We start from the raw sequence: 13,209 nt of genomic DNA, 5'->3' as shown, positions 1-13,209 counted from the left end.
CGGCGCCGGCACCGTGAAGAGCACCGCCACCGGCAGCCACTGCTGCCGTTCGTCGGGGCGGCCGCTCACGGGAGTCTTCGTCATGACGCCATTGCACCGCGGCGACCTGGGCCCGGATCAGCGCCCGCGTGCCCATTCCCCTGTGCGGGACACCTAGTCCCGGGTCGGGGCGAAGCGGACGCGGCCGCCGATCTCCACGGTGCCGTCCGGGCCGGGGGCGGTGAGGATCTGGGAGCCGGCGCCCTGGGTGATGTTCAGGGCCCGGTTCAGCTGGGCCGTCAGCAGGATCGCCGCCGAGCCGGTGGCCTCGTCCTCGGCGATGACCCCGTCGGGGCGGCGCGGAAAGCCCCGGGCGCGCACGCGGCCCGCGGCCTCGTCCTCCCAGGCCCAGGCGTACAACCAGCCCTCGCCGGGCGGCGGGGTGGGCAGCGCCTCGACCTCGGCGACGGATGCGTACTGCTCGGTGCGCTTGCCCTCGACCCACTCGGGCCGGGCCGTGATCCAGGTGAACTCCCCGTCGTCACGCGACCATATGGATCCGACGGGCGGCTGGAGCTCCTCGATGTCCAGCAACCACGCGACCCCGACCAGCGGGTGTCCCGCGAAGGACATCCGCGTGCCGGGGGTGCGGATGTCGACGACCCCGCGCTCGGGGTCGTCGACGAACACCGTCTCGCTGTAGCCGAGTTCGGCGGCCAGGGCCTGCCGCGACGCATCGTCGGGGCAGGTCCGGCCGTCGCGTACGACACCGAGCAGGTTGCCGAAGCGGCCGTCACCCGCGCAGAAGACCTTCAACACGTCGAGATCGTTCACGCGGGAATTCAAGCACGGCTCAGACCTGGGTCGTACGCCGCCTGCGCGCGAGGTACACCGCGCCCGCGCCGGCCACCATCACCACGCCGGAGGTGGTGAGCAGGGCCCCGGCCGGGATCTCGGCGCCGGTGTTGGCGAGGTTGCCGCCGACGGAGGAGGAGCCGCCGCCGACGGTGCCGCCCGTACCGCCGGTGCCGCCGATGGTGCTGCCGGTCGTACCGCCCGTGGTGCCGCCGTTCGACCCGCCCGTCGTGCTGCCCGTCGTGCCGCCCGTGGTACCACCCGTCGTGGGCGGGAGGACGGCGTCCTTGTCCACCGCCACGGCGAAGCTGAGCGGGTCCATCGGGTCGCCCGCCGTGTACATGGAGCCCACGGTGTCGCCGGCGAAGGCGGCCGCGCCCTCGGCGGTGAAGGCCGCCGGAACCGCGTTCAGGGCCAGGAGGCCGTTCTTGGTCTTGTAGTCGGTCTTCGACAGGTCGAGCGTGGCGAAGCGAAGGCCGGTCTTGGCGCCGGAGCCGTTCTTGACGTCCACGTAGAGGGTGCCGGTCTTGCCGGTCGCCTCGACGCGCGGGTTGCCGAAGGTCATGTCGATGCCGTGGGCCGCGTACTGGAAGCGGAGACTGCCCTGGAAGGAGGCGTTCAGCTTCTGCTTCTTGACGTCCAGGTCGCCCTTGCCGAAGGCGAAGTCGAAGGTGTCGCCGTTCTTGGCGGCGCCGCCGGCCGGGGTGATCGAGCCCGCGCTCAGCACGTACTTGCGGAAGGACTCCTTCACGCCCCACGTCAGCTTGCCGCTGAGCACCTTCTGCGTGTCGTCGGCCGGAGGAGTCGGGTTCTTGGTGGTGGTGGACGGGGTCGGCTCGGGCGCCGGCTTCTCGAACTCCAGCTTGGCGTTGAGCGGGTCGCCCGGCTTGTCCTTGTAGCCCGCCGAACCGAGCGCGTCCGCGGCCTCCTGGGTGAGCGTGGTCGCCAGGTTGGTCATCGACTGGCCGGTGAAGGCCACGGTGGCCATGGGCACGTCCTGGGTGGTCGTGCCGCCCTTGGTGACGTCCGCGGTGAGCTTCTTGGTGCCGGTGTCGATACGGATGTCCGAGAGCTTGACCTCGAAGCCGTGGCCGGTCGGCGGGGCGGGCGAGGAGAAGGTGACGCTGCCCCTGAAGGCCGCCTTCACCACGTGCCCGTTGGCCGGCTCGTACGCGCCGGTCGGCTCGACGAAGCGCAGGGTGCCGTCCTCGTTCTGCTCGGCCCCGTCCGCGACGGTGATGCTGCCCTTGGCCATGCCGGTCACGTAGGCGCGGTAGCTCGCGAGCACGCCCCAGTCGAGGGTGCCGCCGGTGATCTTCATCGGTTCGGTGGGCGGGCCGCCCGCGGCGGTGGCGGGCAGGGCGAAGGCGGTGGCGCCGAGCGCCGCGGCGGTCAGGACCGCGGCCGCGAGGGAGATCGGGCGTCGGATGGACGACATGGCTGGGTACTCCTGAAGGAACAGGGGGAAGGGGAGAGGAGGAGGTTTCCTACTGGGGCGCGTCGGTCGGCGCCGGCGAGGCGGCCGCCGTACGACGCCCCCGCACCACCAGGAAGGTGCCACCGCCGGCCAGGAGCAGGACGGCCACGGCGAGGGCGACGAAGAGCCCGGTGTTCGAGGACTCCGTGGCCTTCGCGGCGACGGCGGGGGCGGGCTCGGCGGACGGCGACGCGGACGCGGGGGCGGGCGAGGCCGTCGAGCCCAGGTCGGGCAGGGCGGGCAGTTGGGCGGTGGCGTCCAGGGCGACGGCGAGCGAGACGGGGTCCATCTCGGTGCCGGCCTTGTACATGGAGTTGAAGGCTTGGGAGCCGCCCTCGGTGAGGGTGGCCGGGGCTTCGGTCAGGGTGGCCAGCTTGCCCTCGGTCTTCAGAGCCTTGGCGTCGAACTCCACGAGCGGGACGGCGTTCTTCGTCCGACCGCCGGTGGTGACGTCCGCGGACAGGACGCCCTTGCCGTTCTCCACCTTCACGCTCATCTTGCCGAGGGTGAGGTCCAGGTGGGCGCCGGTGAACTGGACCGTACCGGCGAAGGCCGCGTCAAGAGTGCCCTTCGCGCCGTCGAACGAGCCCTTGCCCTGCGGGAAGCGGAAGAGTGCGCCGCCGTCCTGGGCGCCCTCGGCGAGGGTCCACTTGCCCTGGCCGATCGAACCGGTGACGTACTCACGGAAGGTGCGGCGCACCCCCCAGTCGACGGCGGCGTCGGCGAAGGATCCCGGCGCCTGCGAGGTCTGCGCGGTGGTGCTCGGCTGCGCGGTCGTGGCCGACGGCGCGGGCTCGGCGGCCGGGGCGCTCTTGACGTCGGCGGAGAGCGAGACGGGGTCGAGCCGGGTGCCGGCGCCGTAGTAGCCGGCGAAGGCCTTGGCGCCCTCCGCGGTGAGGGTGGCCGGGAGGTTCGTGAGGGACAGCGGGCTCGCGCCGCCCTTCATGTTGATGCCGCCGACGCCGAGCGAGGCGAAGGCGACCTGCGACTGGTCGGTGACCGCGCCGCTGTCCTTGGCCTTGCTGGAGACGTCGACGTACAGGGTGCCCTTGCCGCCGGAGATCTTGACGGTCGGGCGACTGATCGTCATGTCCAGTTCGTAGACACCGTCGGGCTTCTGGTGGCCCTGGAAGGTCACCCCGCCCGAGTAGGAGGCCTCGAAGGCGCCGGAGTCGGGGTCGTAGGATCCGGCCGCGGAATGGAAGCGGAAGAGACTGCCACCGACGGTGGCCGCGCCACTCTTCAGCTTGAAACCACCTTTTGCCACCGGACCCGTGACATAACTCTGGAAAGACGATTTGATGCCCCAGTCGAGTCGACCCCCCTGTACGGTGCCGGCCTGAGCGGCGGTCGCCGGGAGCAGCGCACCCAGCAGGGCCGCCAACAGGGCGACGGCGAACGTACGGACGGGTCTCGTGGGCATGAATGCCCCCTCCTAAGGTCTAGCGAGCAAGGTTAGGCTAACCTAAGCTAGGCACGGCCGGATGAACACCCCCCGGTCTCCAGAACCTCAGTCGGACGATCAGGACGGTGCCTTCGTGCCTACGCCCGCCGCGTCAACCCGCTTTCCCCGTCTCGCAGTTGCCGTGGCAGCACTGGCACTCGCGCTGACGGCCTGCGGAGGTACGGCCACCAACCCGGGCTCATCCGCCCCCAGCGCAGCCGCGGTCCCGGACCGGGTGGAACCGCTCCCGACGCCCCGGCCCGCCCTGCCGGTCACCGTGCCCTCGGTCGACGGCACCCAGGTCACGATCACGTCCGCGGACCGGGTCGTCCCCCTCAGCGGCAGCCTCAACGAGATCGTCCACACGCTGGGCCTCGGCAAGCAGGTCGTCGCCCGGGACATCACGGCCACCTTCGAACAGGCCGCCCAGCTGCCGGTGGTGACACGTGGACACGACGTCTCCGCGGAGAGCGTCCTGTCCCTGCGCCCCACCCTCGTCATCGCGGAGACCACCAGCGGCCCGGGAGAGGCGATCCAACAGATCCGCGACGCCGGCGTACCCCTGCTGGTCATCGCCCCCGCCAAGGGGCTGGACGGGGTACCGAAGCGGATCGACGCCGTGGCCGCCGCCCTCGGCGTCAAGGAGACCGGCACGCAGCTGAACCAGCGCACCGCGGACCGGATCGCCGCCGCCCGCCGAAACGTTCCCGCCGCCACGGCCGAGCAGCCCCGGGTCGCCTTCCTCTACCTCCGCGGCACCGCCTCCGTCTACCTGTTGGGCGGCTCGGACTCCGGAGCGGCCTCGCTCCTCGAAGCGGCCGGCGCGGTCGACACCGGCAAGGAGTCCGGCCTCGGCAAGGACTTCACCCCGATCACCAGCGAGGCCCTGGCGGCCGCCGCCCCCGACGCGATCCTGGTCATGTCCAAGGGCCTCGAATCGGTCGGCGGCATCGACGGCCTGGTCAAGATCCCGGGCGTCGCCCAGACCCCGGCCGGCATGGACCGCCGCGTGGTCACGATCGACGACGGCGTCCTCCTCAACTACGGCCCCCGCACCGACCAGGTCCTCTCCTCCCTGATCACCCAGCTCTACGGGAAGGGCGCCTGAGGTGGCCCTCCACGACCCGGAAGCAAGGACCGCTCCCGACATGGACTCCGGCGAGCAGGCACCGCACCAATCCGACGGAGCCGGGGGCGTACCGACGGAACCCACAAGGAGCACGGACGGAACCGGCAGTGGCCCGCCGCACTCCCCGCGCGGTTCCGACGGGGCCGGGGGCGTGTCGGGGCGATCCCCGCAGGGCGCCGAACACACTGCCGCCCGACGTTCCGACCCCTCGTCACGTTCGGCGTCCGAGGAGACGCCCCGGCGCGCACCCGGCCCCGGCGGAACCGCCCCCGGCACCACCGCGCCGGCCGCCGCCCCCACCCCCGGCACCGCCGCCGAGCCCGAGCCGCACCCGCGCACCGCCCCCGGCACCCGAACCCGCGGCACCGGCACCGGCACCCGCCGCGCCGCCCTGCTCAGCACCGCCCTCGTCGCCGTCCTCGCCCTCCTCGCCCTCGTCTCCGCGGGAACCGGCGCCTACGACATCCCCCTCGGCAACGTCCTCGCCTCCGTCCAGCACCACCTCGGTCTCGGCGGCGCCCCCCTCGACCGGGTCGGCGAGAGCGTGCTGTGGAACGTCCGCCTCCCCCGCGTCGTGCTCGCCCTGCTGGTCGGCGCCGGCCTCGGCTGCGCGGGCGCGCTCATGCAGGGCGTCTTCGGCAACCCCCTCGCCGAGCCCGGCGTCATCGGCATCTCGGCCGGCGCCGCCGTCGGCGCGGTCGCCGCCATCGGCCTCGGCCTCAGCTTCTTCGGCAACTGGACCATCACCGTCTGCGCGTTCGTCGCGGGCCTGATCACCGTCAGCTCGGTCTACCTCCTCTCCCGCAACGGTGGACGGACGGAGGTCGTCACCCTCATCCTCACCGGCATCGCCGTCAACGCCTTCGCCGGCGCCCTCATCGGCCTGTTCGTCTTCTTCGCGGACAGCGGCCAGGTCAACCAGATCACCTTCTGGCAGCTCGGCTCCCTCGCCCAGGCCACCTGGCCCAAGGTCCTCGCCGTCCTGCCGTGCGCCGTCGCCGGCCTGCTCGTCGCCCCCTTCTACTCCCGCCGCCTCGACCTCCTCTCCCTCGGCGAACGCCCGGCCCGCCACCTCGGCATCGACGTCGAACGGCTGCGCCTCTCCCTCATCCTGGTCGTCGCGCTGCTCACCGCCGCCGCCGTCGCCGTGGCCGGTGTCATCACCTTCATCGGCCTGCTCGTCCCGCACCTGCTGCGCATGGCCAACGGCCCCGGTCACCGCTTCCTGGTCCCCGGCAGCGCCCTGGCCGGCGCCGTCGTCCTGGTCGCGGGCGACCTGGCCGCCCGGACCCTCGCCCAGCCCGCCGAGCTGCCGCTCGGTGTACTGACCGCCCTGCTCGGCAGCCCCTTCTTCTTCTGGCTGCTGCGCCGCACCCGCCGCAAGCAAGGAGGCTGGGCGTGACCAGCAAGCCCACGAGCAACCCGCCGAGCAGCCCGACCGGCAGAACGACCGACAGCCCGACCGGCAGGACACCCCGCGGGCTGACCGGGCTGCTCACCCGTGGTCGCCGGACCGTCCCGGCCCGCCCCGCCCCGGGCGACGCCGTCGCCGAGGCCGTGGACCTGCACCTGCGGCTCGGGCAGCGCGAGGTCCTGGCCGGGATCGACCTGACCGCCCGGGCCGGTGAGGTGCTGGCCCTGGTCGGCCCCAACGGCGCGGGCAAGTCCACGCTGCTGGGCGCGCTCGCCGCCGATCTGCCCGCCGCCTCCGGGGTGATCCGGATCGACGGCCGCCCGGTGGGCGACTGGAGCGCCCCGGAGCTCGCGTTGCGTCGCTCCGTACTCCCCCAGTCGGCCGCGCTGTCCTTCCCCTTCCCGGTGGAGGACGTCGTACGGATGGGTCGCGCGCCCTGGGCCGGCACCCCCCTCGCCGAGGCCGACGAGGAGGCGGTGGCCGTCGCCATGGCCGCCACCGAGGTCACGGACTTCGCCGCGCGGCCTTTCTCCGCGCTCTCCGGCGGTGAGCGGGCCCGGGTCGCGCTGGCCCGCGTACTGGCCCAGCGAGCCCCGCTGCTGCTGCTCGACGAACCGACGGCCGCCCTCGACCTGCGCCACCAGGAGCTCGTGCTGCGCATCTGCCGGGAGCGGGCCGCGGCCGGGGACGCGGTCGTCGTCGTCCTGCACGACCTGGGGCTCGCCGCCGCCTACGCGGACCGGGCCGCCGTCCTGCACGACGGGCGGATCGCCGCCGACGGACCGCCGGCCGAGGTGTTCGAGGGCGAGCTGCTGAGCCGGGTCTACCGGCAGCCGGTGGAGGTGCTCCCGCACCCGCGCACCGGGGCCCCGCTGGTCGTCCCCGTCCGGGCTTGACCTTCGCTTGACCATGCCATGGGGCTGTCGTGGAGGGCCCGTGACAGGGCCGTGTCCGTGGCCGAAACCCGTGAGCTGAATCACGGTACGAGGGGGTATGGGTGAGGTAAGCCTCGGTTAAGTTAGGTCCGCCTCATCGGCCTCTCCCTCCTCGGGACGGCCCCTTCGTCCGACGCCAGGAGCCTTCGTATGCGCCCCGCTCGCCTCACCGTCATCGCCGCCGCCTCCGTGGCGGCCGCACTGACCGCCGTCACCGGCTGCTCCCAGAAGAGCGACGCGGGCGGCAACGACGCGATCAAGGTGGCGGCGTCCGACAGCGCCTGCGAGGTGTCGAAGACGGAGTTCCCGTCCGGCAAGGTGCAGATCGACGTCGAGAACAAGGGCTCCAAGGTCACCGAGGTCTACGTCCTCTTCCCGGACGCCCGCATCGTGACCGAGCGCGAGAACATCGGCCCCGGCACCAAGGCCTCCATCACCGCCGAGATCAAGGCGGGCGACTACGAGATCGTCTGCAAGCCCGGTATGAAGGGCGACGGCATCAAGCAGAAGGTCAAGGCCACCGGCAAGGGCGGCGGCGAGGAGAAGCGCAGCCCCGAGGCGGACGCCGCGGTCGCCGCCTACCGCGCGTACGTGGTGCAGCAGGCCGAGGAGACCCTCCCCAAGGCGCAGGCCTTCGCGGACGCGGTCAAGGCCGGCGACGTCGAGGGCGCGAAGAAGCTCTACGCCGGCTCGCGCATCGGCTGGGAGCGCACCGAGCCGGTCGCCGAGTCCTTCGGCGACATCGACCCGAAGGTCGACGTCCGCGAGGACGGCCTGGAGGCCGGCCAGGACCTGGAGAAGGACTGGACCGGCTGGCACCGCCTGGAGAAGGCCCTGTGGGTCGACAACAAGATCGGCGACCGCGAGAAGCAGCTCGCCGACACCCTGATCGCGGACCTCACCGACTGGCAGAAGAAGGTCGGCCAGGCCGAGATCACCCCGACCTCGATCGCCAACGGTGCCAAGGAGCTCCTCGACGAGGTCGCCACCGGCAAGGTCACCGGTGAGGAGGAGCGCTACTCGCACACCGACCTGGTCGACTTCAAGGCCAACGTCGAGGGCGCGGAGAAGGCGTACGAACTCCTCAAGCCGATCGCCGCGAAGAACGACCCGGAGCTGGTCAAGCAGCTCGACACCCAGTTCGCGGCCCTGAACACCCTGCTGGACAAGTACCGCGCCGACAAGGCCACCTACGAGTTCACCTCGTACGAGAAGGTCGGCGAGCCGGAGCGCAAGGAGCTCTCGGACGGCGTGAACGCGCTCGCCGAGCCGCTCTCCAAGCTCGCCGCAGCGGTCACCAAGTAGCCGGCGGAGACGGAAGCAGGCGGGAGAGACGATGACCGAGTCGGACTCGGCTGCTCAGCAGCCCGAGCAGTCTCAGCAGGACGGCGACGGTACGGCGGCGACCTCCACCGCGGCGCCTTCGCGGCGTGCGGTGCTGGGCTGGGGCGGGGCCGGGTTCGCGCTCGGCGCCGCCGCGGCCGGCGGTGCGATGACGGCCTTCGGCGGCGGCCCGGACATGGTGTCGGCGGCGGCCGCCGGGGCCTCCGTGCCCTTCCACGGTGAGCACCAGGCCGGTATCGCGAGCGCCGTGCAGGACCGCCTGCACTTCGCGGCCTTCGACGTGAAGACGAAGGACCGCGAGGAACTGATCAAGCTCCTCAAGGAGTGGACGGTGGCGGCCCGGCTGATGACGGCCGGTCTGCCGGTCGGTGAGGGCGGCTTCGGCGGCCTCCCGGAGGCCCCGCCGGACGACACCGGCGAGGCGCTGGGCCTGAAGGCCTCCCGACTCACCCTGACCATCGGCTTCGGGCCGGGCCTGTTCGCCAAGGACCGGTTCGGGCTGGAGGGCAAGCGTCCCGAGGCGCTGGTGGACCTGGAGCTGTTCCCCGGCGACAACCTGGACCCGGCGCGCTCCGGCGGCGACCTCTGTGTCCAGGCCTGCGCCGACGACCCGCAGGTCGCCGTGCACGCGATCCGCCAGCTGGCCCGCATCGGCTTCGGCCGCACCGCGATGCGCTGGTCGCAGCTCGGCTTCGGCAAGACCTCGTCGACCACCCCCGACGAGCAGACCCCGCGCAACATGATGGGCTTCAAGGACGGCACCCGGAACATCTCCGGCAACGACAAGGCCGCCCTGGACAAGCACGTGTGGGTCGGCGCGGGTGACGGCAGCGACTGGCTGACCGGCGGCTCGTACCTGGTGGCGCGCCGGATCCGGATGAACATCGAGACCTGGGACCGCACCCCGCTCCAGGAGCAGGAGGACATCTTCGGCCGCGACAAGGGCGAGGGTGCCCCGGTCGGCAAGTCCAAGGAGCGCGACGAGCCGTTCCTGAAGGCGATGAAGCCGGAGGCGCACGTGCGCCTCGCGCACCCGGACACCAACAACGGTGCGACGATCCTGCGCCGCGGCTACTCCTTCACGGACGGCACGGACGGCTTGGGCCGCCTGGACGCGGGCCTGTTCTTCCTCGCCTACCAGCGCGACATACGCAAGGGCTTCATCCCGATCCAGCGCAACCTGGCCAAGTCCGACGTCCTCAACGAATACATCCAGCACGTGGGTTCGGCCGTCTTCGCCGTCCCGCCGGGCGTCCGCGACAAGGACGACTGGTGGGGCCGGACGCTGTTCGCGTAGTCCCCGCCGGAGAGGAACCACCGCCGTGTTCGGCAACTATCTGATCGGCCTGCGCGAGGGGCTGGAGGCCAGTCTGGTCGTCTGCATCCTCGTCGCCTACCTGGTGAAGACCGACCGCCGGGACGCCCTGCGTCCCGTGTGGCTGGGCATCGCGATCGCCTGCGGGATCTCCCTCGCCTTCGGCGCGATGCTCGAATTCGGCACCCAGGAGCTGACCTTCGAGGCGCAGGAGCTGCTCGGCGGCACCCTGTCGATCATCTCGGTGGGTCTGGTGACGTGGATGGTCTTCTGGATGAAGCGCACCGCGCGGCATCTGAAGGCCGACCTGCACGGCAAGCTCGACACGGCGCTGGCGATGGGCACCGGCGCGCTGGTCGCCACCGCGTTCCTGGCCGTCGGCCGGGAGGGCCTGGAGACGGCGCTGTTCGTGTGGGCGTCGGTACGGGCCAGCGGCGAGGGTTCCTCGGCGCCGCTGATCGGTGTGCTGCTGGGCATCGCCACGGCGATCGCGCTGGGCTACCTCTTCTACCGGGGCACGCTGAAGATCAATCTGGCGAAGTTCTTCCGGTGGACCGGCGCCATGCTGGTGATCGTGGCCGCGGGCGTGCTCGCGTACGGGGTACACGACCTCCAGGAGGCCCGCTTCCTGGGCGGCCTGGGCGACAAGGCCTTCGACATCAGCGAGACGATCCCGCCGGACAGCTGGTACGGGACCCTGCTCAAGGGCGTCTTCAACTTCCAGCCCGATCCCACGGTCCTCCAGCTCACGGTGTGGCTGCTGTACCTGGTCCCCGTGCTGACGCTGTTCCTCCTCGACCGCAGCCGGCCGGCCGCGCCGAAGCTGCGGCCCGCGGACTCGGGCTCGACGCCCGCCAACTGAGCGGACGTCTCCGGGAGAGCACAGCCGACAGGCTGTGGTGCGGGGCCCTCGGGCCCGTCACCACAGCCTGTCGGTGTCTCCGGGGTGGAGCGGGACACGGACGCCCGTGAAGGCGGCGCGGTCCCGGTCCGGGTCCTCGGAGAAGAAGGCCGCGAGCACCACCTTGTCGAAGCCGGGATCGTCGGTGGCCAGGGGATCCTCGGGGGTCCCGCCCACCAGGACCGTGCCGGGCAGCACTTCGAAGCCGGCCGCCTCGTAGAAGGCCGCCAGGGGCCGGTCGCAGCTGAACAGCGCCAGGTCCACGGCCGGGTCCGCCGCCAGCTCGGCGCGGGCCCGCGCCACCAGCCGGCCACCGAGACCGCGGCCGCGCAGCTCCGGCAGGGCGACCACGGAGCTGAGTCCGGCGGCCCGGTACGTGCGGTCCGCGAGCGAAATCGGCTTGTACAGCAGCGACAGCGCGGCGGTCACCGTGCCGACCGCGTCCACGAGCAGCATCGTCCTCGGGTGGAGCGCCGGGTCGTGACCGGGCGTGGAGCCGGGCCACGCCCTCTCCTCCAGCGCGGCGACCTCCCGTGCGAGGTCCGCGGGCAGGTCCGCCTCCGCGAACCGGAGCACCCTCATCGACGGTCGCTCACGGAATCCGTACTCCCGTGCCGCTGACCCGGACGCGCGGGTCGCCCTCGCGCAGTTCCACGGTGAGCACGCCGGGACGGCCCATGTCCGTTCCCTGGTGGAGGGTGAGCACGGCGTCCGCCGGGACCAGGCCGCGCTCGCGGGCGTACGCACCGAGGGCGGCCGCGGCGGCTCCCGTGGCGGGGTCCTCGACCACCCCGCCGACCGGGAAGGGGTCGCGTACGTGGAACTCCGCGGGGCCGGCCCGGTGCACCAGCTGGACCGTGGTGAGGTCCAGGCGCCGCATCAGGGCCTCCAGCCGGGCGAAGTCGTAGGCCAGGTCCGCGAGCCGGCCCCGGGTGCGGGCGCCGATCACCAGGTGCCGTGCCCCGGCGTAGGCGATCGCGGGCGGGATGGCCGGGTCCAGGTCGGCCTCGGGCCAGTCCAGCGCGGCCAGTGCTTCCGCGAGGTCCTCGGCGGCGATCTCCTCGGTGTGCGGCTCGACGCTGGTTAGCGTGGCCCGCAGCCGCTCGCCCTCGGTGGTGACGGACACCGGTACGGTCCCCGCCCGGGTGGCGAAGAGCAGCTCCCCCGGCCCGATCCGCTCCCCGAGCGCGACGGCCGTGGCCACGGTCGCGTGCCCGCAGAAGGGGACCTCCGCCTTCGGGCTGAAGTAGCGCACGGTGAAGGACCGGCCCTCCTCACCGCCGAACCCCTCGGGCGGGGCGGTCAGGAAGGCCGACTCGCTGTAGCCCAGCTCGGCGGCGATCTCCAGCATGGCGCGGTCGTCCAGACCGGTGGCGTCGAGCACGACCCCGGCCGGGTTGCCGCCGTCCGGGTCATGGGAGAAGGCGGTGTAGCGCAGTACCTCGGTATCGGTCATCCGGTCATGATCGACCGCGCCCCCACGGCCTGGCAACGCCATTCCCACGACGGCTCCGGCGCGGCTCGGGCGTCGATCCGGCGGGACGCGCGCGGCTCGGCGGTGGCTCAGCGGTGGCTCAGCCGCGGCCGATGTACGGCATCGAGGTCGCCATCACCGTCGCGAACTGCACGTTCGCCTCCAGCGGGAGTTCCGCCATGTGCAGCACCGTGCGGGCCACGTCGGCGGCGTCCATGACCGGCTCGACGGCCAGCTGCCCGTTGGCCTGGAGGATCCCGGTCTGCATCCGCTCGGTCATCTCGGTCGCCGCGTTGCCGATGTCGATCTGGCCGCAGGCGATCCGGTACGGCCGCCCGTCCAGCGACAGGGACTTGGTCAGGCCGGTCATCGCGTGCTTGGTCGCGGTGTAGGCGACGGAGTGGGGGCGCGGCACGTGCGCCGAGATGGAGCCGTTGTTGACGATGCGGCCGCCCTGCGGGTCCTGCGCCTTCATCTGTCGGAAGGCGGCCTGCGCGCACAGGAAGGAACCGGTGAGGTTGACGTCGACGACCGAACGCCAGGCCTCGTAGGTGAGGTCCTCCAGCGGGACCCCGCCCGGTCCGAAGGTGCCGGCGTTGTTGAAGAGCAGGTCGAGGCGCCCGTAGCGGGCGCGCACCGACTCGAACAGCCGATTCACGTCGTCCGGGTCGCTGACGTCGGCCGGCACGCACAGCACGTCGGCGTCGGGCCCGGCCGCGGCGGCGGTCTCCTCCAACGGTTCGGCCCGGCGGCCGGCCACGGCCACGGACCAGCCCGCGGCAGCCAGGGTCAGGGCCACGGAGCGGCCGATCCCGGAGCCGGCGCCGGTCACCACGGCGATCTTCTTCGTAGGTTCGTCCATGGGGCCGCAGGGTACGTCACAGCACGCTCCGGTCCCGGGACGTTCCGATTGCTGAGAACATGGGTCGGTCAGGGGTGCAT

12 protein-coding genes are annotated in these 13,209 nt (G+C 72.4%); 6 read left to right on the top strand and 6 right to left on the bottom strand.

Annotated features, from left to right (window positions below):
- Positions 1-153: 153 nt before the first annotated feature.
- From ACWG52_RS26145 to ACWG52_RS26135, 3 genes are read right to left on the bottom strand one after another with little or no spacing between them, the layout of a single operon-like run.
- A complete protein-coding gene (locus tag ACWG52_RS26145) occupies positions 154-813 on the bottom strand; it encodes a PhzF family phenazine biosynthesis protein (RefSeq protein WP_390139983.1) in 660 nt (219 codons plus the stop codon).
- Between the two features lie 19 nt (positions 814-832).
- Positions 833-2,272: an HtaA domain-containing protein gene (locus ACWG52_RS26140; protein WP_390168735.1), complete on the bottom strand. Its 1,440-nt coding sequence runs from the start codon at positions 2,270-2,272 to the stop codon at positions 833-835.
- Between the two features lie 49 nt (positions 2,273-2,321).
- Positions 2,322-3,734 carry an HtaA domain-containing protein gene (locus tag ACWG52_RS26135; RefSeq protein ID WP_389812491.1) on the bottom strand — a complete coding sequence of 471 codons (1,413 nt, stop codon included), beginning with the start codon at positions 3,732-3,734 and terminating at the stop codon, positions 2,322-2,324.
- Between the two features lie 115 nt (positions 3,735-3,849).
- Between ACWG52_RS26135 and ACWG52_RS26130 the strand changes: the two genes are divergently transcribed.
- From ACWG52_RS26130 to efeU, 6 genes are all read left to right on the top strand, one after another.
- Complete coding sequence (locus ACWG52_RS26130; RefSeq protein ID WP_389812493.1) at positions 3,850-4,863, top strand: heme/hemin ABC transporter substrate-binding protein; 1,014 nt, start codon at positions 3,850-3,852, stop codon at positions 4,861-4,863.
- A gap of 172 nt (positions 4,864-5,035) precedes the next feature.
- Entirely contained in the window at positions 5,036-6,286 is a 1,251-nt protein-coding gene (locus tag ACWG52_RS26125; RefSeq protein ID WP_390168729.1) for a FecCD family ABC transporter permease, read from the top strand.
- Between the two features lie 80 nt (positions 6,287-6,366).
- The gene (locus tag ACWG52_RS26120; RefSeq protein WP_389812568.1) at positions 6,367-7,194 is read left to right on the top strand and encodes a heme ABC transporter ATP-binding protein; all 828 of its coding nucleotides are present in this window, start codon (positions 6,367-6,369) and stop codon (positions 7,192-7,194) included.
- Positions 7,195-7,383: 189 nt separating this feature from the next.
- Positions 7,384-8,538 carry an iron uptake system protein EfeO gene (gene efeO / locus ACWG52_RS26115; protein WP_389812499.1) on the top strand — a complete coding sequence of 385 codons (1,155 nt, stop codon included), beginning with the start codon at positions 7,384-7,386 and terminating at the stop codon, positions 8,536-8,538.
- Between the two features lie 31 nt (positions 8,539-8,569).
- A complete protein-coding gene (gene efeB, locus ACWG52_RS26110; RefSeq protein WP_390139991.1) occupies positions 8,570-9,874 on the top strand; it encodes an iron uptake transporter deferrochelatase/peroxidase subunit in 1,305 nt (434 codons plus the stop codon).
- Positions 9,875-9,899: 25 nt separating this feature from the next.
- A complete protein-coding gene (gene efeU, locus ACWG52_RS26105; RefSeq protein ID WP_389812503.1) occupies positions 9,900-10,754 on the top strand; it encodes an iron uptake transporter permease EfeU in 855 nt (284 codons plus the stop codon).
- A gap of 57 nt (positions 10,755-10,811) precedes the next feature.
- Here efeU and ACWG52_RS26100 read toward each other — a convergent pair whose 3' ends face one another.
- The 3 genes from ACWG52_RS26100 to ACWG52_RS26090 form a co-directional block, all read right to left on the bottom strand.
- Positions 10,812-11,375: a GNAT family N-acetyltransferase gene (locus tag ACWG52_RS26100; protein ID WP_389812505.1), complete on the bottom strand. Its 564-nt coding sequence runs from the start codon at positions 11,373-11,375 to the stop codon at positions 10,812-10,814.
- A gap of 10 nt (positions 11,376-11,385) precedes the next feature.
- Positions 11,386-12,249, bottom strand: coding sequence for a PhzF family phenazine biosynthesis protein (locus ACWG52_RS26095; protein WP_389812508.1), 864 nt, complete (start codon positions 12,247-12,249; stop codon positions 11,386-11,388).
- 118 nt (positions 12,250-12,367) lie between these two features.
- Positions 12,368-13,129 (bottom strand): SDR family oxidoreductase, encoded by a 762-nt coding sequence (locus tag ACWG52_RS26090; RefSeq protein WP_389812510.1) that lies wholly within the window; start codon positions 13,127-13,129, stop codon positions 12,368-12,370.
- Positions 13,130-13,209 lie beyond the last annotated feature (80 nt).

The organism is Streptomyces sp. CLCI03, from assembly GCF_053615355.1.
This window is presented reverse-complemented; position numbering and strand designations above follow the sequence as displayed.